General features: G+C 47.1%; 17 protein-coding genes. 8 read left to right on the top strand and 9 right to left on the bottom strand.

What is annotated here, in order from left to right; all coding sequences use genetic code 11:
• Nucleotides 1-6 precede the first annotated feature (6 nt).
• The 4 genes from HQM11_13935 to HQM11_13950 form a co-directional block, all read right to left on the bottom strand.
• Entirely contained in the window at nt 7-576 is a 570-nt protein-coding gene (locus HQM11_13935; protein MBF0352128.1) for a tyrosine-type recombinase/integrase, read from the bottom strand.
• An 8-nt stretch (nt 577-584) separates the two neighbouring features.
• Nucleotides 585-1,175 (bottom strand): hypothetical protein, encoded by a 591-nt coding sequence (locus tag HQM11_13940; protein MBF0352129.1) that lies wholly within the window; start codon nt 1,173-1,175, stop codon nt 585-587.
• A 247-nt stretch (nt 1,176-1,422) separates the two neighbouring features.
• Nucleotides 1,423-3,093 carry an SUMF1/EgtB/PvdO family nonheme iron enzyme gene (locus HQM11_13945; protein ID MBF0352130.1) on the bottom strand — a complete coding sequence of 557 codons (1,671 nt, stop codon included), beginning with the start codon at nt 3,091-3,093 and terminating at the stop codon, nt 1,423-1,425.
• Nucleotides 3,065-4,258, bottom strand: a complete 1,194-nt coding sequence (locus HQM11_13950) for a hypothetical protein (protein MBF0352131.1) — start codon at nt 4,256-4,258, stop codon at nt 3,065-3,067. Before HQM11_13950 ends, HQM11_13945 begins: the two co-directional genes overlap by 29 nt.
• Nucleotides 4,259-4,523: 265 nt before the next feature.
• Here HQM11_13950 and HQM11_13955 point away from each other — a divergent pair, with 265 nt between their 5' ends.
• The 3 genes from HQM11_13955 (at nt 4,524) to HQM11_13965 (ending at nt 7,406) form a co-directional block, all read left to right on the top strand.
• On the top strand, nt 4,524-5,237 hold the full coding sequence (locus HQM11_13955; protein MBF0352132.1) for a hypothetical protein: 714 nt from the start codon (nt 4,524-4,526) through the stop codon (nt 5,235-5,237).
• A gap of 6 nt (nt 5,238-5,243) precedes the next feature.
• Nucleotides 5,244-6,902 carry a glycosyltransferase family 39 protein gene (locus HQM11_13960; protein ID MBF0352133.1) on the top strand — a complete coding sequence of 553 codons (1,659 nt, stop codon included), beginning with the start codon at nt 5,244-5,246 and terminating at the stop codon, nt 6,900-6,902.
• Nucleotides 6,903-7,139: 237 nt separating this feature from the next.
• Entirely contained in the window at nt 7,140-7,406 is a 267-nt protein-coding gene (locus tag HQM11_13965; GenBank protein MBF0352134.1) for a hypothetical protein, read from the top strand.
• A 73-nt stretch (nt 7,407-7,479) separates the two neighbouring features.
• On the opposite strand, the gene HQM11_13970 is transcribed toward HQM11_13965, so the two are convergent.
• From HQM11_13970 to HQM11_13980, 3 genes are read right to left on the bottom strand one after another with little or no spacing between them, the layout of a single operon-like run.
• On the bottom strand, nt 7,480-7,908 hold the full coding sequence (locus tag HQM11_13970) for an acyl-CoA thioesterase (GenBank protein MBF0352135.1): 429 nt from the start codon (nt 7,906-7,908) through the stop codon (nt 7,480-7,482).
• Nucleotides 7,909-7,916: 8 nt separating this feature from the next.
• Nucleotides 7,917-10,472 carry a hypothetical protein gene (locus HQM11_13975; protein ID MBF0352136.1) on the bottom strand — a complete coding sequence of 852 codons (2,556 nt, stop codon included), beginning with the start codon at nt 10,470-10,472 and terminating at the stop codon, nt 7,917-7,919.
• Nucleotides 10,473-10,512: 40 nt separating this feature from the next.
• Nucleotides 10,513-11,190 carry a CvpA family protein gene (locus HQM11_13980; GenBank protein ID MBF0352137.1) on the bottom strand — a complete coding sequence of 226 codons (678 nt, stop codon included), beginning with the start codon at nt 11,188-11,190 and terminating at the stop codon, nt 10,513-10,515.
• 467 nt (nt 11,191-11,657) lie between these two features.
• Between HQM11_13980 and HQM11_13985 the strand changes: the two genes are divergently transcribed.
• The 5 genes from HQM11_13985 (at nt 11,658) to HQM11_14005 (ending at nt 23,039) form a co-directional block, all read left to right on the top strand.
• Nucleotides 11,658-14,072 (top strand): PAS domain S-box protein, encoded by a 2,415-nt coding sequence (locus HQM11_13985; protein MBF0352138.1) that lies wholly within the window; start codon nt 11,658-11,660, stop codon nt 14,070-14,072.
• Nucleotides 14,073-16,553 (top strand): response regulator, encoded by a 2,481-nt coding sequence (locus HQM11_13990; GenBank protein ID MBF0352139.1) that lies wholly within the window; start codon nt 14,073-14,075, stop codon nt 16,551-16,553.
• 321 nt (nt 16,554-16,874) lie between these two features.
• Nucleotides 16,875-17,192 carry an Hpt domain-containing protein gene (locus HQM11_13995; protein MBF0352140.1) on the top strand — a complete coding sequence of 106 codons (318 nt, stop codon included), beginning with the start codon at nt 16,875-16,877 and terminating at the stop codon, nt 17,190-17,192.
• 322 nt (nt 17,193-17,514) lie between these two features.
• Nucleotides 17,515-19,653 carry a response regulator gene (locus HQM11_14000; GenBank protein ID MBF0352141.1) on the top strand — a complete coding sequence of 713 codons (2,139 nt, stop codon included), beginning with the start codon at nt 17,515-17,517 and terminating at the stop codon, nt 19,651-19,653.
• Nucleotides 19,650-23,039, top strand: a complete 3,390-nt coding sequence (locus HQM11_14005) for a PAS domain S-box protein (GenBank protein ID MBF0352142.1) — start codon at nt 19,650-19,652, stop codon at nt 23,037-23,039. The genes HQM11_14000 and HQM11_14005 overlap by 4 nt, the downstream gene beginning before the upstream one ends.
• A 4-nt stretch (nt 23,040-23,043) precedes the next feature.
• Here the strand turns inward: HQM11_14005 and HQM11_14010 are convergent, their stop codons facing one another.
• Together HQM11_14010 and HQM11_14015 are read right to left on the bottom strand one after the other, a co-directional pair.
• Entirely contained in the window at nt 23,044-24,423 is a 1,380-nt protein-coding gene (locus HQM11_14010) for an RsmB/NOP family class I SAM-dependent RNA methyltransferase (GenBank protein MBF0352143.1), read from the bottom strand.
• On the bottom strand, nt 24,413-25,627 hold the full coding sequence (locus HQM11_14015) for an alpha/beta hydrolase (protein MBF0352144.1): 1,215 nt from the start codon (nt 25,625-25,627) through the stop codon (nt 24,413-24,415). The genes HQM11_14010 and HQM11_14015 overlap by 11 nt, the downstream gene beginning before the upstream one ends.
• Between the last annotated feature and the right edge of the window lie 410 nt (nt 25,628-26,037).

Raw genomic sequence — 26,037 nt, forward strand, 5'->3', positions numbered from 1 at the left:
GGAATTTTATTTCACCGGTTCTGACTGATGACGATGAAGGTTGCGTTGAAAATAACTGCGTGTAGTGGAACCATCTTTGTGCCCCAGAAGTTTTTGTAATTTTTTCCAGTCCTTGTTAGACACGGGGCCAATCTCGTGAAACATTCTCATGGCAAATGTCCAACGTATGCGTTCAGACGTGACAGGGATCCCCAGTTTTCGGCTCAATTCTGAAAAAAACAGGGTCACGGTACCAGCCAGCATCCTCTTTCCTGTTTTTTGAAAAACCCAGCGGGAAGGTGATCGCAATTCCAGTAAAACACCAAGCAATGTTTCATCAATTGGAATTCTCCGGAGCGACCCTTCCAGTGATGGTGTGTTTTTCAAATCAGGAACAATGATTTCACGACATTTCCAGAGATCCACATGGTGCCAGGTAAGTGCCAGAATCTCACTTCGACGCATGCCCGTATTCAGGGCAAACAGAAAATAGTGATAATACCACCGATCCTTATCCTCCAATTTCTGGCAAATGATCTGTATTTCCTCAACGGTGAATGACCGTGCAAATGGTTTTCTTGGATTTTGCTTGTCCATAATCTTTCTTAAAATTTCACACTCATTCCTGTTGAAATCATTCCACCGCTCGCATCAATACTATGATCTGCCACGTTGGATTTTCCCGAAAACTGAAATTTATACCACTGATATGACGGCTGAAGAAACAAACTCCATAACCGGTCACCCCAGATAAAATGATAGTCCATTTCCACAAAAGCATCCATTCCCAAGGTCTCTGAAACAGATCCCCATTCACTCAATGAACGGATCTCCATCTCAGCCTGACCTGCGTTTATTCCCCATCCCAGACTCACAGGCAAACTGTTCAACGACATCATATTGGTCAATCCTGTCGTATAGAACCGCATCTGATATTCAGAAGATGTCAAAAATCTAAACCCCAGGGCATGGCGCCATGAGGGCCAGAGTTTATTCCGGGTCAACAGTCTCAGATCCGTTCCCCAGGTGCCTCCACCTGGTTCAAAGACAGCGACGGTCTCCGCTTTTTCAGTGATAATCACCTGATCCTGAAAATTGAGATAATCCAGCGACACGCCTAACGTGTCTGACTGAATATCCGGATTGGTCACATTGCCAAAAACCAGCAACGACCCTAGTAGAAATAGCAGAAACATAAGGACAACCGTTTTTAAAGTTGTTGATTCATTCCTGCTGTAAATAATTTGGTGATGAAATCCTGTGGCCCGCCGCGATGTCATCCCCGTGAAAACGGGGATCCAGGAGTGCGCCGATGGATTCCGTGTCAAGCACGGTATGACACCGTGCGTTGGCTTGATTCGGTTGCCGTCACCAGAAAATTTACAGCAACAATTCTTTTCTTAACAACAGAAAACAGGATTTGTAAATATCATTTTTGATTTCTTACAAATCCTTGACACAACGAAAACCCACATCAGGCCATGCGAGATTCGGGCGGGAATGGCCTCGATAATATCCCACAGCCTCATACGCGCCAAAAGCCCAGGAACTTCCGCGAATCACCCTGTCATTGATCTGGTCTGAGGAAACACTACTGCCATCATAAGACCGAAACTGATCCGCGACAAATTCACGCACATTTCCAGCCAGATGATAGATCCCTTCCGGAGTGACATCACGATTGGACGTGTAAACAGGAATACTGCTTCCAATTTCAGCTTCACGAGTGTTTGTAAAATTAGGCGAAAAACCTGAACCATTCCAGGGATACTTGCGTCCCTGTGTGCCACGTAGCGCACGTTCCCATTCCTGCTCTGAAGGCAAGCGTTTCTGCATGAACTGGCAATACAGTTTTGCGTCTTCCCAACTGATCCTGACAACCGGATGGTCTTTGCTCGCAGGATCAAAATTTCCTTCAGTCCAATGGCTTGGCATCCGGTGATTGGTTTTACTGGTAAACACAAAATAGTCCCCATTGGTCACTTCATAAGGATCAATCATGAACGATCTCAAGTTGACCATGCGTTCCGGTGAGGAGTTATACAAAGGATCATTGCTCCCAAATACGGAAGACCCCCCTGAAATCAACACCATTTTTCCGGCATTGCCTCGTTGACTTTTCCTTTCCTGGATTTTCCTGGCAAACGGATTGACAGGTTCCATCTTCATGGCTTTCGGCGCCACCTTGAATTTAATCAGATCGGCCCACAACAGCACACCAGTGAACACGCTCATCATTTTAAGGGAAGCGACATATTCGCCATTTTCTCTGAAATTGATGGTTCCATAAAGAAACGAATCCACCCCATACAGTTCTCCCAGCCTTCGTGCCTGGGACTCATCAATAAATACAGCCTGGTTCAGTTTTTGTTCCTGAAAAATGAGTTGCAGGTTTTCCCGGTCAATCACACCAATATCTGGTTCCCGTGAAAAAACAGTGGTCATATAATCAATCACTTCTTCCGGCATGAAGGGCGCAACAACATCAATATTCCAGAAACTGATCCGATTGATTTTTTCCTCTTTCATCAGCAATTTTTCTTTTCGAACGGATTGAATGACCTGCTGACTCAGATCGTTGAGCAAATCATGATTATCGGACAGGGATTCCATCGGAAAAACATCGGCCCAGACAATTTGAGAGTTCTGGATATCAATGGCTTTCAATACCAGCGATTCATTATACAGCGTGCCATAAATAAAAACCTGAACTCCCAGAATTTTGCCCAATTCTTTGTATTCATTGGGCGAAACAAATTCTGACAACTGCATGCGCTGTTCTTTGAGGAGCAACTGGAGTTTGGAACGATCTGTCACTTTGAACCGTCGGGTTCGGACCAGTTTGACATTGGTGTAGTCAATCAACTCATTGAGATTGAGATTGAGATTGACGCTACGTTTTTTGATCCGTGAAATGGCCAGTGTTTTGTAATCGGGGCCCATAAATTTCTGAATAGAGTTCGAAATTTTCCCCGCCAGAATTTCTGTGTCAATATAATTGGACGCGGCCCATATTGGCGGATGAACAAATAGCATCGCCAGCACCATCAACGTCAGTTTTGTTCCAGATTTGAAGGTTAGCAGGTCATGCACCACGGGATACCAATGCTTCATAATGTTGTCTCACTTGATGTTTTGACTCAAATGCCAGTTGCCGGGCGGCATCCTGCTGGTATTTATCGTCCGGTTTCCAGTATCGGGTCTTTAAACGATAAGGCCTGAGGCCATTTTCAATGTCACCGGGTTCACAAAACAGATCCTCAATCGCTGGACGATCGACCCAGCGGTCTCCCAGATTTTTTTCCAGGGCATAATACCAACGCGCAAAATGTTCGATCCGCGTTTCCTCAAAATAGCCCGATGGCTTCAAATATTTAATCAACCGCCGCAAGGCCTCACTGTGATTGTAACGGTCATAATCCACCACATAGAGACTTTCAGAAAGAAAGAGTGGTTTGCCATGCATAAACAATTCTTTTTCACGCAAAGTGTTACCAGATTGAACAATTTCTATGCCCACACTGCCTTTTTCCGAGTTCAGCACAGAATCTTCCACATTCTCCACAGAAATCAGTTTCAGCCCCGGATAAGCCGCCGTCACGATTCCTGTATAACGTCCCTTGACAAAAACGCGCTGTCCGGCCCGTGAAAGATACTCCAGATCATATTTCAGTCCGGAAGCCTCCGCTTTACCAGATCTTCGGCGCGAATTTCTCGAAATCAGGAAAAAACCCACCATGTCCTGGACATCCATCTGCAATGATTTGTTGAAACTGGTAAGATTTGCCGAACCCGCAACACGGATTCCTGTGGGCTTGTCCACATTGTAATTATACATCCCCCACTTGGTCACACTGGTGGGGTTATTCAGATAATATTGTGTCATGGCCAGCAATTCATCGAGTCCAACCACCGCAAAATCAACTTCATCCAGTTTGATCAGAGAGGAGCCATTATGCGGTTCTTCTCCTTCCACCCTTAAATGAATATCGCCGATTGCCCAGTCATAGCCCAGAAATCCAACCCGGTACGGTCGTTGTTCCCGTTTACGATCAATAAAAATTGAAAAGCAGGCAGGAGCCTCATTGTGGGATTCCACCAGAAATTTCTGCAGGGCTCCCAGATCATTACCGCTCTGTGCCTTGCTTTTTTTCAGAACATCGATGATCGCCTCAATTTCAGACGCCGGGGCACCCAGCAGTTTGAGCTTGTTGAGAAAATTCATTAAAATGCGTCCATTTCTTGGAACAACACACGTAACATCAAATGGTTGAGACATATCTATACACAATTAAAATCAAAAAAAGAGAAGCTGAAACGGTTTGTTTTCAGAAGAGTCACTCGTAAAAATAATTTTGCCTTGAAATACCATATCAAAATACGACATTACTGATATAGCAGACGACAATGGTGTGTTTCAAAAGATTTTTACGTAAAGTTCAATAACTCAGGAAAGTCACCAGAGAAACATTCTTATGCGTTCACTGAGTTTGCCCGGAAACCTTTACTTTTATTCATTCATACTACCCCGAAGGAAGGAAATTATGCGTCATCGAATTCTACTGGTTCTGTGTATGGGGATGCCCCTGTTCTCCTCAGGTATTCTGGCTCAGGAAGTTTTTGATCTTGATGAACAGCATCGCGGAGTTATTTACCAGGGAAATTATCAGATTTATCCGGAAAACCGTATGGGCAATGGTTTGTACCAGGACATGCAAATGGTCGTGACGGACCCCCAGCAAATAGTTCTTGAGTTTGACGAATTTGCGGAAAACCGAACCCTCGTCTATCTTTACAAAGATGTCCAGGGACGTTTGAACCTGGGACTGCATGATATGTCCCAGGATCAGAAAACCAGCATCAAACGTGTGGATAACCAGTTTTATGAGATTCGTGATTCTGCCATCGGTCAACGAAAAATCTTCCGCATTTTTGATGGAAAGCTTTATTCCGTTCTGGGAAAAGTACGAACGGCCACCAGTGTCACACCATCAGCCAATCTGATTGCTTTTTATCACATAACCTCCTCTGAAAATCTACAACTGGAAGACGGTTCCACAAAACAGGTATTCAATTTCAGAATTCATATCGTCAAACGTAACGAACTGGAGGTTCATTCCATTTACAACCTGCCTATCCAGGATGCGAGCCCGCGTATTGATCTGGACTGGGTGAATGACAAAACACTTTCCTACGCACTTTCCAACGGCGAACGTCATGAGATCCTGCTGGATCAGATGATCCCGGGCCTGTTTTAAGGAGCAATGTCCAAACATTTTCCCGCATTTGCCATTCTGTTGATTCACGGAGCACTCTTCATGGGAGTGTTCAATCAGTGGATAAATCCTCATCCTGACATGCTTGATCACTGGGTGTGGTCACGCGTCTTCGCGTTTTCCTATTATGAACATCCGCCCATGGTCGCCTGGTTGATGCGGACCATGACCTCGCTCACAGGAAACTCAGAGTTCTCCCTGGAGCTATGGGCCCAAATCATCAATCTCACCATTCTTCTTCTGGCTTATGGCATCACGGCCAGATTGTTCAATCCCCGTGCCGGTTTATGGACATTGATCCTGCTGGAATCATCACTTTACTGGTTTTATGGTTCCGCGTTTTTTCATATTGATCAACCATTCCTGATTTTCTGGCTCATCAACCTCTACCTTGCGGTCCGTTTCTGTCAGTGCGGCAAAACTCGTTATTTACTGGGCCTTGGCGTTGTCGCGGGATTCGGAGCCTTGTCCAAATACATCACCCTGTTGTTCTATGTGGGCTTTGGCCTCCACTTGTTATTCCATAAAGCCTTACGCAAGAATCTATGGAATCCCTGGTTGTATCTGGCAGGCATTATCTCACTGCTGATATTCACACCGGTTTTATGGTGGAATTATCAGCATGAGTGGGTTTCCTTCCGTTTTCAGTTCGGCCGTGGAATGAGCGGAGCCGATTTTGGTCAGAATTTTATCTGGTTCACACTGGGACATATTCTACTGTTTTCACCAGTCTGGTCCGTGTGGATTTTTCGTGCGCTTTGGTTGCACCGTCGATCCATGTTTGATCCGGATTTTTCAGGCAGTGTCATTTTAACCATCAGCCTGTTCGGTCTCACTTTTTTTTCACTCATGAGTTTTCGGGGCAACATTGCTGATCCACACTGGGCCAATGTGGGTTATCTGGGGGCGATGATTGTTTCAGGAAAATGGTTGTCAGATCAATGGGAAGAAAACCGCAACAAAAAACGATTAATCCTGCTTGCCGGAATGGGGGCCGGAATCAATGTTCTGATTGGAGGGCTCCTGTTCTGGCATATTCTTACACCAATTCAGGATGTCACACTTTATAAATTGAGATATCTGGACGGCTTCAAGTCCTTGAACATGCCTGACACTGTTGTGGAAAAGTTAAGACCGATTTTTAAAAAAGAGGTTCGAGGTTATTCAGGTTTTCATCAACGGCTTTCCTCCATTTTGACACAGGAAGAACTGCGGCAATACCAGACAGACATCGTTAAACTTGCAATACAACCGACCAGTGATATTGCCACCCCCTTGATCAAATGGTCTGAAACAGCATCGGATCTGGATCAGTTACTGAAGGTTGCCAATCGTTTTCCAGCAGATTATGTTGTTTCCAGGGAATATCAGTTCAGCAGTGCCTTGTCCTTTTATCTTGAAAACCAGCCATTTCCCCACAGTCTTCAAAAACCGGAACGAAATCAGTGGAGTCCTGTGGAACAACTTAAAACTGGAAATACCATCATGGTCTGCCAGTTTGCCCAATGTCCCCAGGTCAAACAACGTTCCGAAACATTGATTCAACAGAAATTCACATGGTTGGGAGACATCAAAACGGAGTCCAACGGTCGAATTGTTCGCTGGTTTGCCGTATATGCCAACAGGCCTCAAACTGAACACCAATAATTTTTCAAATTCATATCGAATCGTGAAAAATTATCGTTTTAAAATTGCCTGATATCTTCTGCAAGGGAATCGTAGAGCCGTGCTATAGCGCGTCTCTACAAACCAGCGAACAACCTGCTGATTTATATTTAATGGAACAAGGAATTAAAAGGTCTTGAAAGAGCACTCCTTCGATGCTAATTCATAAGATATGAATAAACCATAATGATTATTAATACTTCATCAGAAGGGGGAGATATGATGTTACATACCATTTTTCAGGTGCAAAAATCCAAGGATCGCCACAGTCCAGACCGCAGGCTGAAAGCGGATCGTCGAAACACCATGGTGTCAAATGCTGAGTGGATAGATGACCAGCGCAAGAGTCCCCGTCGTTTTGCGGACCGGCGTGGCTATTTCAATGAAACCTTTGATTCTTATAAAGAACAGGCAACAGCGGGTCTTCCGGCCGCTTATGACCTGAAAAACTATTTTGAACATCACCATCCTGTCAGATTAGAATAAGGCTGTTCTGCGGCGGGATTTTCAGGGAAAATAGCCGGTTCTTCGTGCTGTGGAGAACCGGCAAACCATCACCTCATTCAAGTGAGGGGAGGATTTGTTTGTCCATCAGGGTTTTCAAAAAAGGCGGGATCTTTAAAATCTTTCTTTGACGGTCCAGACAGACATGGACTGTATGGCCTGTGGCCAGAAGCTGATTGTCAGTCTGACGAAAGATCTCCATATTGAACTGCATTTTCGCTCTGCCATTGTATTCAAAGCCTGTATGAATTGATAACAAATCATCATAAAACGCAGGATTTTTGTAATCACAGTGCGCTTCAATCACCGGAAGAAAAATCCCCTCATGCTGTTCCAGACTGCGGTAATCCATGCCGGTAGCACGAAACCATTCTGTTCGGCCCACCTCAAACCACCGGAAAAAGTTTCCGTAATATGCATGACCCATCGCATCCGTATCGCCATAGGTCACCCGGACCAGCGTTTCAACCTTGATAAAAGTCATGGTTCCTTTCAAACAGATTTTAACAGTTCCAGCGGTTTTTGACGCAACATGGAAAAGGTTGCGAACAGGGCAATCATCATGCTCAAGCCACCAATGCCAAACACACTGATCAGCGTAGTCCCCCAGGAAATGTTCCAGATTCTCTCAAACAAAATCCAGGACACCACATAAGACATTCCAAGGCTCAGCAACACACCAAACAGTGAGGCACCAAAACCCAGCAATCCGAACTCAATCTGCACAATCTGCAACAAATCCCTGAACGAGGTTCCCAGCACTTTCATGAGATTGATTTCCCACAGGCGGCTCCGAATTTCATGTCGAGCAATGGAAAACACGACAATCAGTCCCACCACAATCGACAGATACGCCATAAATTTGAGGGCCAGGCTCATCTGTGCGGTCAATTGCAGTATTTTGCTGACAGCTTTGGTCACATCAATCATGGAAATATTCGGGAACTGACGTGCCAATCGTGCTTGAAGCCGGGTTTTCTGATCTGGCGCAATCTGATTGAGAGAGGCCAGAAATACTTTGGGTGCGTCATCCAGAACGCCGGGTTGAAACAGAATATAAAAATTGGGCTGAAAGCTGTTCCAGCGAACCCGTCTGAAATTTACAACACGAGCCTCAATCATGATGCCCTGCACATCAAAGGTGAGACTGTCCCCAATCCGGAGTCCTGTTTTTTCCGCAAACCGAAAATCCACTGAAACCTCAGGAAGGGTGCCAGCGTTTTCCTGATACCTTCCTGAAAAAGAGGTGCCCTCCACAATTTTTTCTGAATCTGCCAGTTCCTCCCGATAAGACAGATTGCCGCCCCAGCGTCTGAAATTCCGACGATATTCCAGTTGCTCTTCTGATACTTCCGCATCCGGCTGTTCAGGAACAAAAGGTTTCTGATTGATGAGTTCCACACGGGAACGGATCATGGGCGAAATATTGGACAGAGGGTGCCCTTCTTGTTCCAGCATGGATGAAACCTCCGCGAGTTGTTCTTCCTGGATATCAATCAGAAAAAAGCTGGGAAGTGTCAATCCTTCCGGTTGTTGAATTTCTTCCTGAAGGCCCTGATGGATCTGCGGAATCAAATTGAGCAGCATCGCCCCCAGGCTCATCGCAAGAAAACAGGAAATGGCGGCAATTTTATTCCGTGAAAGATTCCGCATCGCGATTTTCCACAACACCGTCCGTTTCCGTGAATAAATCAGACTGGCGTGAAACAACCCCCAGGCCAGCAACCCCAGCAACAAAATGGCCAAGGCCAGCAACCCGACAAACAAACTGCCCGCTCCCACTGATTTTCCCTGCCAGATGGCCAAGCCCCAAAATAAGGCGATCACCGGCACATAGCTGATCAGATACCGCCATGAAACGCGGCTTTCGTCATGCGACACATGCTCACGGAACAAGCTCGACGGATTCAATCCGTGGATGCGAACCAGCACCGGCAAACAGAAAAACACACTGCCCAGAGTGCCAATCAACAAGGCAATGCCGACACTGCTCCAGGGCATGGTGATGGCAAAATTTCCGGGAAGAACCCCCTGTAACAATCCGGGAAGAATCGGTAGCAACCCCCAGGACAGCAACACACTGAACACAGAGGCAGTCAACCCCATCAGGGCAATCTGTCCCACGATGACCAGATACGATTCATAACGGGTTGCGCCAATACTGAGAAAGATGGCCAAATCCTTGAAACGGGTTCCCAGAAAGCCACGAAACAGATAGGCGGTGCCAACTCCGGCAAGAAACAGGGCGATCAGAGCAATCATCCCCAGATAATCATTCACATACCCCAACACCCGCTCGATTTGTTCCCCCGCGTTCAAGTGCGTCCGCACCCGGATTTTCTCATCCATGCCCTCTTGTTTCAACGCTTCGGTGAGTTGTTTTTCCAGTTCTTCAACGGACACCTCAGGGGGTAATTTATACAAATAATGATAGGAAATCCGGCTACCTTTCCGGAAAAATCCTGTTTGCTCCACCTGCTCAATGCCCATGTAAAGCCGGGGCGCAAAACTGAAATTGGAAATGGCGTTGGTCGGATCATCCAGAATCGAACCTGTGGTCTGGAACTCCGCATTGCCAATGTGCATACTATCCCCCAGACCGATCTCCAGCCCCACCAGCAGTTCAGGATAAACCCAGACATGGGGCCGTTGGTTGAGGGTGGCTACGGTTTCCTGATTTCCGGCCTCAAGCACAATTGCGCCATAATGCGGGAAATTGTCACTCACGGCAATGACCTGCACCAGTGAAGAATGCTGAGGACTGGAAATCATGGAAAAAAACGAGATCTGCCTCGCTTCCACAGCTTCGGGTCCCAGCATATCCCTGATCAATTTCAGTTCCGCCTCAGTGAACGGCGAATAAGCCGAAACGCTCACATCCGCGGTCAGGATGCGTTTTGAATAAAGTGCCAGATGGTCTGTCATCGACATGCGGAAGGACACCAGCAGGATGAAGCCGATCAATCCCAATGCGGCGTTGAACACAAAAAATGAGGTGAACCGAAAATTATTCCGAATCTCCCTTAGTGCCAGTTTGAACCAAAGCATTTTAATTTCCTGAAAAAGTTTTGTATTTTTTGACTGAATGTCACTGTTGAAAGCGCTCTCTCAACGCCTCAATCTGTTCCGGTGTCAGTTGCGGCATGGATTTCATCAAATCCTGAGGCGAAGGATTTTGCTGCATGAGTGTTTGCAGTTGCTGTTGCATCTGCGGGGGCATTCCCTGAAACATGTTTCCCATCATCGGCGACAGGTTGGAATTGTTGGTTGATTGATAAATCTGGTAAGACACCTGTTGCCGCACCGCAGGATACAAAGTTCCAGTCAGTTTGTAAAACACAGAATTCTGCTGAATGTTCGCAATCGGTTCAAACATGGGTGGGATCAAACCCAGCATGAAGGCAATCGCACTGACAATCAGCAATCCTTTGAATCCGCCCCATAACAAACCGCCACCATTATCAATGACGCCAAGATTGATTTTTTCCAGTCCGGCTTTGCCCAGACGCCCGATGGTGATACCCAGCACAAAGCACAACACAATGATGACCGCAATCCCCGAAATGGCCATCACCGGTGGTGACTGACCAAGCCACTGGTTCAACCACAAACCGATATCCGCGCCAAATTTCAGACCGATGATCAATCCTGCCACCAGGCCCAGTATCGGGAAAAAATTCTTGAGAAACCCTTTGCGGTATCCACTGAAAGACATCCACACAATAAGAACTAACGCAAATATGTCAAAATAGGAGATGGCTTCCATAAATTATTCCCGGATGATGGATGAAGGCCGGCTTCACATCTTGTGAAAAACCAACCGGATTCTTAAAAACAGATGGATAAGTACCCGATCAAAAATTTTTTAACATTAATCTGGTTCCTGACGTCTCGTCGGGAACCGTTCCATAACGCACCTCTGGTGCCCTTCCACGGTTCATTGGCAAGCCACCGGAGGTGGGCTAGGGGGTTCCCCACCAGAGGTAGGGAACCAGAAAAAATGTTTAATGATTTATGGTCGAGTACTTATATCCCTGTGTTATAAAAACCCCTTGCGGCATAGTCCAGTAAATTGCATGCAACCCCATTCTGCAGGGTTCAGAACCAGGACAACGCCAACGATTTATCATATGACAGGCATCATAGACAAATATCTTTACTCTAGTACGTTCATATGAAATGACCTTATGAAAATCTCACATAATACAAAATAATCAGGATATTGAAAAAATCATGGAAGAACTACTCAAACCCAAAAGCCTGTGGCGATCCCCTATAGAAGTCAATGAGGCAAAAATCCAGGCGATTTTGGAATCTACTGTTGACAGCATCATCACTATCACTGAAACAGGACTTATTGACAGTGTGAACAGTGCGACACTCACCCTGTTTGGTTATACCCGCGAAGAACTGCTCGGGAAAAATGTCAAAATGCTCATGCCTGCGCCCTACCGTGAAGAACACGACCAGTACCTTGCTAATTATACCGGCACAGGCCGGGCAAAAATCATTGGCATTGGCCGGGAAGTCGTTGGTCAACGTAAAGATGGCACCAAATTTCCCCTCTATTTATCAGTCGGAGAAGCAATCTTTGGTGAGTCCCGATTGTTCACCGGAATTATCCGGGATCTATCCTCCATCAAACTGCTTGAAGAAGAATCAAAAGGCTTTTTTGAATTATCGCTGGACATGCTTTGCGTGGCAGGATTTGACGGATTTTTCAAACGACTCAGTCCTGCCTGGGAAAAGGCACTGGGCTTTACCGCTGAAGAATTGACAGCCAAACCCTTTCTCGAACTGATTCATCCCGAAGATCATACCAGTACCCAACAGATTCTGACACAACTGGCAACAGGTCAGGATGTGGTTCATTTTGAAAACCGGTTTCGACATAAAACCGGAACATATCGCTGGCTGTCATGGCGTGCCACGATGAACATTGAACGACAGCTCATCTATGCGACTGCCCGGGATGTGACTCAACAAAAAGCTGATAATGAAGCATTGAAACTCGCACAAATAGAAGCTCTGGAAGCCTCACGCATCAAATCAGAGTTTCTGGCCAACATGAGCCATGAAATCCGGACGCCAATGAATGGCGTCATTGGCATGACCGGCTTGCTGCTAAAAACCGCACTGACCCCCGAACAACAGGATTATGTGGAAACCATTCGTCTCAGTGGAGACCACCTGTTGACCATTATCAATGACATCCTCGACTTTTCAAAAATAGAAGCAGGCAAACTGCAATTGGAAGAACAGCCTTTTGAATTAAGCTCTAATATTGAGGAAGTTCTCATTCTGTTTTCAGCCAGGTCTGAAGAAAAAAATATCGAACTCACCTATGCGGTGGATCCCAATCTGCCAGCCTTCATTCAAAGTGATGTGACACGTTTGCGCCAGATTCTGGCGAATTTGATCAGCAACGCCCTTAAATTCACCGAAGCCGGGGAAATTTCACTGGAAGTCAGTCTTCAGCAACAGTCGCCCCGGGGGTTGGAATTACTCTTTGTTGTCAAGGATACAGGGATTGGAATTTCTGAAGAAAATCAGCGCCATTTGTTTCAGGCATTTGTCCAGGCAGACGCGTCCACCACCCGCAAATTTGGCGGAACCGGATTGGGACTGGCCATTTCCCTGCGTCTGGCCCAACTCATGGGCGGCAAGATGTGGGTCGAAAGCAGGGAAGGCCATGGAAGCTCGTTTTGCTTCACCATCAAAGCCTCCAAAGCCGATACCATGCCGCAACAAATAAGGATTCCATCGTCGGCGTTCCACGGTAAACGGGTGTTACTGGTCGATGACCACCCGATTAATTTGCGCATGTTGAAACAATATTGCAAAAACTGGGGTTTGTGGGCCATGACGGCCAATTCCCCCCAGTCCGCCCTGGCCATGCTGAACTCAGGCAACGATTTCGATTTCGCGATTCTGGATTACCAGATGCCGGAAATGAACGGGGTTCAGCTCGCTCAGCAAATCAGAACATTGCCCAATCCCGCACTTGCAAACATGCCCCTGATTTTATTTTCTTCCATGGACCAGCAGGAACATAAAACAATCGTCTCTGATCTGTTTAGCCTCAAAATATCCAAACCGCTCCGACAATCCCAGCTATGGAACGCGTTAACACTGGTCGCGGGTAGTGCCGCGTCTTTAAAAACCACAAATAAACTTCCGGCTCAACACCGTTCTGTCCCGGAAAGTAGTGCTAAAATGGGAGAACTCATACCACTGCGTCTTTTGCTGGCTGAAGACAATCGCATCAATCAAAAAGTCGCGGTGCGCCTGTTGGAGTTTTTGGGCTATTCGCTGGACGTCGCGGCCAATGGACTGGAGGTGCTGGACGCGCTGAAACGCCAGCCTTATGACCTGATCCTGATGGATTGCCAGATGCCGGAAATGGATGGCTTTGAAGCAACCGCGCAAATTCGAAAAGACTGGCCGGAAGCAACCCGCCCTGTGATTGTAGCCATCACGGCCAATGCGCTTGCGGGTGACAGGGAAAAATGCCTGATTGCCGGAATGGACGATTATTTGAGCAAACCCCTCAATGAAAAAGAACTGGTGGATATTCTGCGGAAATGGGGCAATCAGCTTTTGAATCGTGCCGTAGAATTCAATCCCCAATATTCAAAACAGGAATAAATGCCGAAAATATTGATTGTGGACGATGAACTTCTGATTTGTCAGAATCTCCGTATTCTGTTAACCGACTGGGGCTATGACTCAGGATATGTCAACCATCCACGCCTGCTAATCCCGCGCTTGCAACAGGAATCGATTGATCTGGTTCTGTTGGATCTTCACATGCCCGAAGTGAATGGACTCACCTTGTTGCGTCAACTCAAACAGCACCCTGAATTTCAGACCATACCGGTGATCATTCTGACAGGAGATCCTAATGAACAACTGGTCGAGGAATGTCTGAATGCGGGAGCCATGGATTTCATCAACAAACCGGGCAATCCCCTTGTGATTCGTGCCAGACTTCAATCAGCGCTTCAGCAGCATCAGGGCATCAAACAACTGAAAATGACTCTGGCAAAACGGGAACGGGACTTCAACACGGTGAGCAATGTCAACTGGATGCTGGCGGACATGCGCATAGAAACCGAGATTTTGCGAACCATTCTGTCTTCCCTGCATACCCATTTGAATCTGGAAACCGGCGCGGTTTATCTGTTTCAGGATTCCGGCGAATTGACTCTGCAACTGAGTTACCCTGAAGCGGATGACACCAGCGTGATGCTGTGGGACGATGTTGTCGAAGAAGAAACCACGGAAAATGACGCGGTGCAGAATAACATCGACTGGCCAGCCCTGATCAATGCGGAAACAGGAATCGCCAACGACATCACCCGGGATAAACGCATCGTATTTCTGCCGGATACCAGCGGAATACCCACCAACCTGGAACTGGCTCATCTTCCGCCTAAAACACTACTTTGTGTGCCGCTGCTCGATCGCCTGGAGTTGAAAGGGCTGGTCTATTTTCTGGGCACACCGGAAGAAACCAGCTATCAACCGGAAGATGAAGCGTTTGTCATGACCATCTCCAAAATGGTGGTCAGCGCCATGAAAAATCTCGAAATGATGAACCAGATCCGGGAATATACCCAGACCCTCGAACAAAAAGTACAGGAACGCACCGCTTCAATACAGGAATTGCTGGACAATACCGGACAGGGCTTTCTCAGCTTTGGACGTGATTACAAAATCCGGCCTGAATTTTCCCATGCCTGCCTGGAATTTTTTCATGGCTCCATTGGCGATCTGGATGTTCTGCAACTGCTGTTCAGCCCAAGTGATGTGTCAGCGCCCAAGTTGCGTAAGGGGCTTTCGGCAGAACAACTGACCGGACAACCCGACAACGTCAGAGAAGTGCTGGACATGGTATTCAACGGCATGGCAACACTGGATCTGCTGGGAGAAATCCTGCCCCGCGAAACTTCAAAACTGGGACGCATTCTCAAACTGGAATATCTTTTTCTGGAAGGCAATGAGTCCAAATTCATGGTGATTCTGTCGGATGTCTCGCTTGAACGGGAACTCGCCGCACAAGTGGAAGAAGAAGAAAAGCGCAATGCCATGATTATCAAGGTGGCACTGGATCGTGACGGGTTTGTCCAGTTTCTCAGAGAATTGGAAAAACTCTTCATGGAAATCTATAGCTTGCTGGGTCGCGATGCGCCAACGGTATCCATCAACGACTTGTTTCGTTATTACCATACGATCAAAGGTGGGACAGCCAGTTATGGCCTGAAGGATTTTTCCCATGCGATTCATGAAATTGAATCAGGAATGGAGGCTTACCGCAACGGCGAGAGGCCCCTGAGCGAATCTTCCATTATGGAGTTGATGGAACAGACAATGGCCAGCCAGAAAGTCTTTTTGCAAACCATGTCTGATTTGAGTGGGATCGTTTCCCAGAAAGACTTTGTGGACACAGAGCGTGTTTATAAAATACGTGAATCCAAACTGCAACAGGCAGAAGAAAAACTGTTGGGTATGTTCAAGGACACTGACAGAACGGAACCACGCAAAATTTTTGAACAACTGCGCTTACAGCCGATCACCCCGGTGCTACAGAAATATGCCATCACCACTGAGGGTTTGAGTCAACGCCTGAATAAACCGGTTCAGGTACAAATTCTGGGACAGGAGGTGGAAGTGTCTTTTGACCGTTTATCCGGTTTGTTTGAGGCCCTGACCCATTTGATCCGTAACAGTGTCGATCATGGGATTGAGGAACAATCACTGCGTATCATGCTTGAAAAACCACCGGTTGGAACAATCCGACTGGAAGCCTTGAGGGAACATGACACACTGCATCTGAAGATCTCGGATGACGGCAATGGTATTGATCCAGACCTGATCAAGGCCTCCGCCATCAAAAAAGGACTCATCTCCGAACAGGAATCCCTGAAAATGTCCGGGGACGAGCTGATTCAATTGATGTTTACCCCGGGGTTTTCAACCAAAGAGGAAGTCTCTGAAATATCCGGAAGAGGCGTGGGAATGTATTCCGTGAAAGAAGCCGTCTCGACTCTTGGCGGAGAGATCCGCATTGAAACAGAAATTGGCCGAGGGACGACATTTGATATTGTGATTCCACAGTCTTTTTAAGCGAAAAGCGGAAAAGAATATCCCGGCAGGTAGAGACGGGTTTCAAACCCGTCTCTACGGCATGACACAAACAAAGGCAGGAAACAGGTAGACGGGTTTGAAACCCGTCTCTACGGTATGCCTGGTTCTGGAGTTTTCAGGAGACCTCTCACAGGCGAAGCCAATACCACCGTTCGTCGCCTTCCCCGGAACGTAATCCGAGGCTAACATTCTCGTTATAGTACCTTGTACGGTTTTCCTGATCTCTGGCAAAACGATGACTATTGCCGGGCGCGACTTGGACACAAGGTGCTTCACAACCATGAACATGAGGAACAACAGATGCTTGATCCCAGTCTACTTTCAAAAATTTCGCCCAAAATGAGAGATAAAATTGTGAGGATGTTTATTGACAAAACACCGCCGATGATTGAAGACATCAAACGCCACTTTCAAGCCGGCGAAATTTTACTCATGAATGAAGCCTCCCACAAACTCAAAGGCAGCGGCCTGGCCATTGGCGCAGGCCCCTTCGCGGCGATTTGTGAGACGTTGCAGCATAAGGCTGAAAACGAGAGCGCTGAAATTCCCTCTCTGCTTGCGGATCTGGAACAGAGCTACCAGCAATTGAGCCAGGAACTACTCAAAATTATTGGATAACAACCCGGGACTGTTCACTTCTCTGGTAGGACGGGACTACGTGCCAATGTCGTCAACTTAAGAAATTCTTCGCTGAATAATCCCCCTTTACAAAGGGGGCATGGGGGATTTAACACTCAGAATTACATCCCCCTATCCCCCTTAAACCAAGGGGGAATTAATACTCAGCATCATTCAGAATGCTTAAGTTGATGACATTGGACTACGTGCCCGTCAACAATACGATTTTTGGCGTTTGCGGGGCATGTAATCCCCGCCTACCATCCGGTAGACGCTCAAAATAAGAGAAATGAACAGCCCCGGATAACAACCGGAGTGATCAATGAACAAAAAAATACTGATTGTGGATGACGAAATCGCGGTGTGCAAATATCTGTCAGAGTTGCTGACCGCCTTTGATTATCGCAGTGGTTATATCATCAATCCCAAACTGCTGTTCCCGCGGCTGGATCATGAACCAGCCCATTTGATTATTCTGGATGTCAACATGCCCGGTATCAATGGCATGGAGATTCTTCAACAACTCAAACAACACCCGAAATACCACACAATACCTGTGATTATGCTGACCGGTGAGCATGATGAAAAACTGGTGGAACAATGTCTCAATCTGGGTGCGGCGGATTTTGTCAACAAACCTGTCAGTATCCCGATAATCAGGTCAAGGATCCAAACGGTTCTCGCGGCCAGACAGAATACGCAGGAACTGGAACGCTTGGTTGATTTGAAAACAGTGGAATTGAAACAGGCCAATGTCTCTCTGGCAGATTCCAACACGCAATTGGAACAGTCCAAACTACAACTGGAAATTTCCTATTCTGAACTGGAACGCATCAGCCAGACTTTTCGGTTGTTTGTGCCCAATCAGTTCATCAATCGCATTTTAAGCCAGCAGAACCTCCAATCCGGTTTTTTTGAGGAGGAAAAAATGACGGTTCTGTTTGCGGATATCCGGTCCTACACCCAGCATGTGGAACATATGAGCCCGGAGGAAAACTTTGCGTTTCTCAATGAGTTTTTTGGTCTGGTGGAACCGTCTATTTCCAGACATGGCGGGTTTGTGGACAAATATATCGGTGACGCGATCATGGCGTTGTTCGATCAGGAAACATCAGCCACCGATGCGGTGATGGCGGCCATTGAGATGCAGAAATCCATTTTGTCCCTGAATCAGCACCGCAAACAACAAAATCTGCCGGAAATCAATTTCGGTATTGGCATCAATACCGGACGCGTCATGCTGGGTGCTCTGGGATCGGCGAGTCGATTGAATTCCACGGCCATTGGCGACCATGTCAATCTGGCATCGCGTATTGAAGGACTGACCAAGAAATTCAACGCGAAAATTCTGATTTCCCAGTCAACCTATGAGGAATTGCCTCCGAGACAATTCCTGATTCGAGAAATCGACAAGGTCCGGGTGCGTGGACGTTCGGCTTCCGATGCTATTTATGAAGTGATTGATGGTGATGATTCACACCTGATCCCCCTGAAACTGGAAACCAGGACCAACATGGAAGAAGGGATCAGGCTTTACAGAAAATGTCAGTTTTCCCGGGCGATGCTTTGCTTTGAACAATGCATCCAACAGTTTCCTCAGGATGTGATCGTGCTGGAATATCTGAAACGCTGTCGTTACTTTGAAAAATACCCGCCAGTTCTGGAACAAAACCGGGAATGGGACGGCATTGTGCCGGACTCCAGCAAACTGATTGACCAGACAGTCCGCCGCCGTGCCAAACGGTATGAGATCGATACGCACTGCCTGATTTATCCGTATGGAGCGGAAACCCCCGGCCGGGGAACGGTCAGGGATATCTCGATCTGTGGCATTCGGTTGGAACTGAACACTCCGTTTTATAACAATGATATTCTGTTGCTTGAAATCCATTTCGGTCCACACCAATCTCATAGTCACACTGAGATCCGTATTGGCGAGAATGAATCCAGATACAAGGTTTTGGGACGTCTGGTCTGGATCATACCATTACAGAGTGAACCGGAGTCATGGCTGGCAGGGCTTGAATTCTGGACTGTTTCCCGTCAGGAGGAGGAAGCGTTTGAACAAGCGATTCTGGAATTCAAGAATAAAGAATTTTTTAAAGAGAAACAGTATCGCATTGACCGCCAGATTTTGATTTTTTCTTTTGATTCCTCTATGAACAACAGGTTTGATGATTTCAAGAGAGAACTGAACCGCCTGATCCAGAGCAGAAACATTCAGAAAATCATATGTAGCTTAAGGGCCGTGAACCATCTCAACTCGGCGGACATCGGAGTTTTAGTGACATTATACAAACACCTCAACAAAACAGGAATCCGATTGATCCTTTGTGAGTTGAATCACTTTTGCCTGGAGGTTGTTACCCAATCAGGTCTGGCTTCTATCTTCACGATTAACACGGATGAACGCCAGGCGTTGGCAAGTTTTTCTGAACAAAACCAGCAGGATGCTCCATGAAACAGACTTTTTTTCTCAGAATCATGTTGTTTTCCACCCTCATGACGATTCTTGCCGGAATCGGTATGGTGGGTCTGATTCATTTTGCTCCTGACCGCACACTGATTGTGACAGGTATCGGCATGTTTTGTGGAGCGGCCATCCTTTTTTCCTGGTGGGTGGCCCGTTTGATCTCCCGGCCTTTGTGGGAACTTCAGCTACTCGTAAAAAAACTGGATAAGGGTGATCCTGATCTGCTGAAACCACAAACCCATGCTTATGATTCCCTGCTTGCGGGATCCCCGACCGTGGAAGTCAGAAAACTGACGGAATCCTTCCAGAGCATGGCACGTCATGTTCAGCAACGTTCGCAAGAACTGGCAGATCAGAATGCCTACATGGACAACCTGCTCAATGCCACCGTGGAAGGCATGATCACGATTGACAGTCACGCGAATATCCTAACCTTCAACAGGGCCGCTGAAACCATTTTCGGTTATACGATTCAGGAAGTGCTGGGGAAAAATATCAATATGCTCATGCCCTCGCCCTATCGTGAACAGCATGATCAGTACATCCGTAATTACCTCATGACGTCACAGGCGAAAATCATTGGCATTGGCCGGGAAGTCGTTGGACTGCGCAAGAATGGTGAGGAATTTCCCTTGTATTTGTCTGTGGGGGAATCACGCGTTGGCAATTCCCGTATTTTTGCCGGAGTGGTCCGTGATTTGTCACTGGAACGCTCTCTGTATCAGGAAATCGAACGTTTATTCCATGCGGTGGAATACAGTCCGGTCATGATCATTATCACTGATCTTCAGGGAAACATTGAATATGTGAATCCTGAATTTTGCAGAGTCACCGGCTATTCCGCTGAAGAAGTCAAAGGACAAAATCCACGGATACTCAAGTCCGGTCAAACCACTGATGACATCTATCAGCAGTTATGGGGACGATTGACGGCGGGAGAATCATGGAGTGGTGAGTTATATAACAAAAAGAAATCCGGTGACTTCTTCTGGGCACAATCGTCTATCGCGCCGATCAGGAATCTTTACCAGAAGCCGGTCGGCTATGTGGCCATTCATGAGGACATCACCGAACGCAAACAGGAAGAATCCAGGTTACGGCGTCTGAATCTGGAATTGTTTGTTTCCAATGAAAAATTAAAGCAAAGCGAATCCCGTTTCGCGATCATGTACACCAAAACTCCGGTGATGCTCCATTCTGTGGATGCGCAAGGGCGGTTGCTCCATGTCAGTGACACCTGGTTGGAAAAAACCGGCTATGAGCGAGAGGATGTGCTGGGAAAACGGATTATGGATTTTTTTACTGAAGAATCCCGGCGCTATGCTACTGAAACCGCCTTTCCACAATTTCTGAAGCAGGGATGGAATAAAAATATACCATACCAGTTTGTGACCAAAAATGGTTCCATTCTGGACATCGAACTATCCGCAATATCGGAAAAAAATGAACAAGGCATGGTCATCCGTGCGTTGGCGGTTCTTCTGGATGTCACCGAAGCCAACATCGACAAAAAAAGACTGGAAGAAAGTGAGAAAAAACACCGGACCATGTTTGAAACCATGGAACAGGGCGCAGTTTATCAGAAAGACACCGGTGAAATTCTCGATGCCAATCCCGCGGCCCAGCGCATTTTGGGATTGACCCTGGATCAGATGCAAGGAGTCACATCGATGGATCCCCGTTGGCAGGCGATTCATGAAGATGGTTCCGATTTTCCCGGCGACACGCATCCGGCGATGGTCGCACTGACCACCGGAAAAAAAGTTCAGAATGTGGTCATGGGGGTTTATCATCCCATGGAAGATGAGTATTGCTGGATCATGATCACCGCCACACCGTTGTTTCACCCGGGTGAGGACAAACCCTATCAGGCTTATACCACGTTTCAGGACATCACGCCCCTCAAGCGACTGGAACAGGAACTGAGACAGTCAAAACTACAGGCCGAGCAGGCCAACAGGGCAAAAACCGAATTTCTGGCCAACATGAGCCATGAAATCCGCACGCCGCTCAATTCCATCATCGGTTTCAGCCAACTGTTGATGTCCCGGAAAAAATACATTGATCTGCCCGCACAGTATCAGGGCTATCTGAACAACATCTGCACAGCAGGGCAGATCCTGCATGAATTGATCAACAACATCCTGGATCTGGCAAAAATTGAATCCGGCAAGATTACCACCAGCAACGAAAATCTGGAATTCAAGCCCATGTTTACCGGAATGTTTCATATCAACAAATCCGCGGCTATCAAGAAACGATTGAACTATACGTATCAATACGATGATTCGATTCCACGAGTGATCCATTCCGATCGGACCAAACTCAACCAGATCCTGATAAATCTGGTGGCCAATGCCATCAAGTTCACACCTGAAGGTAAAAAAGTGGAAATGAGAGCCTCATGGAAAGATCAGCAGATCATCATGGTGGTTGAAGATGAAGGCATTGGCATTGCCCCGGAACAGCAAACTGTGATCTGGGAAGCCTTCGGGCAGGCCGATGGCAGTATTACCCGGCGATTCGGAGGGACTGGTCTGGGACTGAGCATCACTCGGAAAATGGTGGAACTGTTGGGCGGAACGATCCATCTGGAGAGTGCTTTGGGGAAAGGTTCCCGCTTTACAGTCATGATACCGGTTGCGGTTTCCGGAGAACATCCATCCCTTCTTGCGGAAGCCACTGAAATGGATTTCTGTTTTTCCAAAGACAATGTGATCCTCACCATTGAAGACAACCTGCTGAATCAGGAAATGGTCAAGGGGGTTCTGGAAGTGCTGGGATTATCGACACACCTTGCTGATTCAGGCCTGGAAGGGGTTGAACAAACAAGGCAATTGCTGTTGAAAAATCCTGTGGATCTGATTCTGCTGGATATGCATATGCCTGGCATGGATGGTTTTGAAACAGCGAAAGAAATCCAAAAACTTCCCGGTGGAGAGCAGATCCCCCTTGTGATGGTTTCAGCGGATGTGTTCAATCCCAAACAACAGGATTTAACAGAATACGGCATCCGGGAATTTATAACCAAGCCCATTCAACTGGAACAGATGGTTGGTGTGCTCAACCAATACTTGAAGAAATGCGTCAACCAATCGGCACCCCTTCAAGAATCACCTGAAGCCTCACCATCTGAACCGTTCAGTGTTGAAGCGGAAAAACAATTGGTTGATGAACTACAGTTGTTAGCCCAAACTCCCCTGTTCATGACAGAGAAAATTCTGGAAAGCCTGTCCCGCATGGAACAACACAAAGCCAAACTGCCGTCAGCAATGCAGAAATTGTTAGATAAAATCCAGACTGCGGCCAGCAATGTGGAAGAAGAGATCTATCAGGATTCCATCCGGGAGCTTCTGGAATATCTGAAATCCTGATTTTTCAACGAAGCGTTCTTGTCATACACGCGACATACATCCCGTCACAATCGGCCTCTTGGGGCCATAGCCAGACTTCCCCTGAAGTGTGCCTGCCGGTCAATGGATGCGCGACCGGTGACAGGTTGAAATCCGGGTGTTCCGTCAAAAATTTTCGCACCACGCCTGTGTTTTCCGCAAACGTCATGGAACAAGTCGCATAGATCAGTTTTCCCCCTGATTTCACACGGTTTGAGGCCAACCGCAACACACTGTTTTGGGTTTCAACCAGAGCGTTTATCTGTTCCAGACGGGTTCTCCAGCGCAGATCCGGGTTGCGTCGCCAGGTTCCGGTGCAACTGCATGGCGCATCCACCAGCACGCCGTCAAACTCCTGAGGAAAATTCGCGGGAACCTGAGTTCCATCCCAGGCGTTCGCACGGATACAACTCCACGGACCCCGGCTCACTCTTTTTTTGATTTCAGAAATTTTTTGTTCCCTGATTTCTGAGGCCCACACCTGCCCTTTGCCAGCCATCAAATCCGCCAGATGGAGCGCTTTGCCACCACCACCCGCACAAACATCCCACCATTTTTCTCCACAGGCAGGACAGCACAACAGTCCCACGCACTGCGAGGCCAGATCCTGCACTTCCAGATGGCCCTGACGATAGGAATCCAGTTCATTGAGATTGATCCTGGATTTAAAGCCCAACGCTTTGGGAACACCGGGATGCGTTGACACAACTCCGGCGTTTTTTTGAATTTCAGTCATTGCGGCATGGTATCTGTTTCCCTGAAATCGGAGCCACATGGGCGGGCGGGACTGTAACGTTGTGAGCAATTCCTGTTGAACGGCGATATTCTGAGCAACCTCAGGCAACCCGGACGCAAACCAGTCCGGAAGCAAACGAACAGGAGAGAGCAATTCCGGATCAAGCGGGAGCCAGGCAGACAGCCATTGCTGTTTTTCAGAAAGACTCCCCGCAATCTGCCAGTTTTCAGGCATGGGCTGGAGTGAATGCCGGGTTGCCAGTTCCTCACACAGGGCGTTCCACGGGGTTTCATCCAGAATCAGGGCCAGCAGGATTGAGCGGGAGGAAACAAAAACTTCCTCAATCCGGGAAATCCAGCCCCACCACCGGAACACGCCAAACACCACCTGTTGAATCAAACGCCGATCCCTGGCGCCAAGTTCTCTGTGGCCCCTGAAAAAATGCTGGAGTTCCTGATCGGCTGGAAGATCCCGCAAACAGGCATTCCAGGCACGCTCAAGTGCGATCTCACACAACTGAATCTGGCGTAAAATGATGGCTTGTTGACGGTTGGTCACAGGGGGTGAAGCATCGGTAGGGGCGACTGGCTGGTCGCCCTTGTTTTGTGTGGACGGTCGATCAATGGGCATTGACCCATTTTTCCAGAATATCGAACACCTGTTCCTTGCCGATATCATTGAAACATTCATGGTAGAAGCCATCAAACCATTCAATCTGGCGATCTTCCACGGTCAGATTGTTAAAGAATTTTTCCACCTGTGGAATGCTGACTGTGGAATCCGCAGTGCCCTGAAGCACCAGCAACGGACATTTGATCATATCTGCGTTGGCTACTGCCAATTGCCCATAGCGGGTGTATTCTGTGTAAAAGCGGGACGAAACAAGGTCATGCACCAACGGATCATTGTCGTAATCTTCAATCACCTTCGGATCTCTCGACAAGCCAGACGACGCCAGTCCGGTCGGTAACGCAAGGGTTGGGACATATTGACTGGTGAGTTGGCCCAGCAGTTTTTTCACAACAGGAACGTCAAAACCGGGCGCAAAACCAGGCGCGGAAAGAATCACGCCGGCAAAATTCTGTTCGCGCTGAGTGATATAATTCCCCACAATATTTCCACCCAGTGAATGTCCTAACAGAAAAACGGGCTTGCCGGGTTCTGTCTGCCTGACAATTTCCAGAAACTGGTAGAGGTCATCCAGATATTGTGTGAACGCATCAATATGCCCTCGAGGACCTTCACTGCGTCCGTGTCCACGATTGTCCATCAGATACATGTTGGTTTGTCTGGCGGTGAAATGCTTGATCAGGTTCAGGTATCGGTAAGAATGCTCACCCACACCATGCACAACCACCATCACCCGGTTGGCATCAGCGACCAGGAATTTGCGATAAAACAAACGTGAATTGGAAAACCTGTCTTTGAAATACTGGGTTTCTTCCTTGATTTGTGGCGTTATTTTTTCGGCAGTAACCGTTTTTTTCGCGGCGACGGTTTCAGAAGATGAGGAAGGTTTCACCAGTTTCTTCTTTAACGTCCCGGTTGTTGGTTTTTTGGCTGTTCCTGAGGTGGAGGAACCCCCTTTGTTTAAGGGTTTGCCTGAAGCGGATTTCTTTTCAGGTTTTGGAGACGCTGATGTGGTTCCCGCAACAGATCCTCCGTCAAAGTCGCTGGCATAAAGTTTCATGACTGCGGAATCAATCGTTGAGGATGCGATTTTTCCATTTTTTTTAAGACGGGTCTCTCTGGAGAATCCAATTTTTTCTGCGACATCTGCCATGGAACCATATTTTTTAATCAATTGCTCCAAAGCTTCTATAGATGTTGGCATGACAACCTCCTGTAAAAATCCTTAAAAAAAACATGGTGCCGGAAGTTCACCAGCAACGTGTGTTGAACCAAAGACAGTAAGTCTTCGCATAGTTTCCATGAAAAAGGAAAGTCCAGAATGATTATTGTGAAAACGCATAATATTTTTCCTTGTTCCTGTCAGGAAATGTCGTCAGTTTAGGTAAGTACCCGATCAAAAGATCAAAAGTTATTTAACATTAATCTGGTTCCTGACGTCTCGTCCAAGGCTGTTAAGTTAAGAAATTACCTGCGAGAAAATCCCCCTTTTCAAAGGGGGCATAGGGGATTTAAAGCTCAGAATAACATCCCCCTAACCCCCTTAAACCAAGCTTAACTTTGGACACATTTTTTTGTTAAAAGTTAATGTTGATAAAGAGGAGTGTTGAACGA

It is taken from the genome of SAR324 cluster bacterium (genome assembly GCA_015232315.1).
In the GTDB taxonomy this organism is placed as follows: Bacteria; SAR324; SAR324; order SAR324; family NAC60-12; genus JADFZZ01.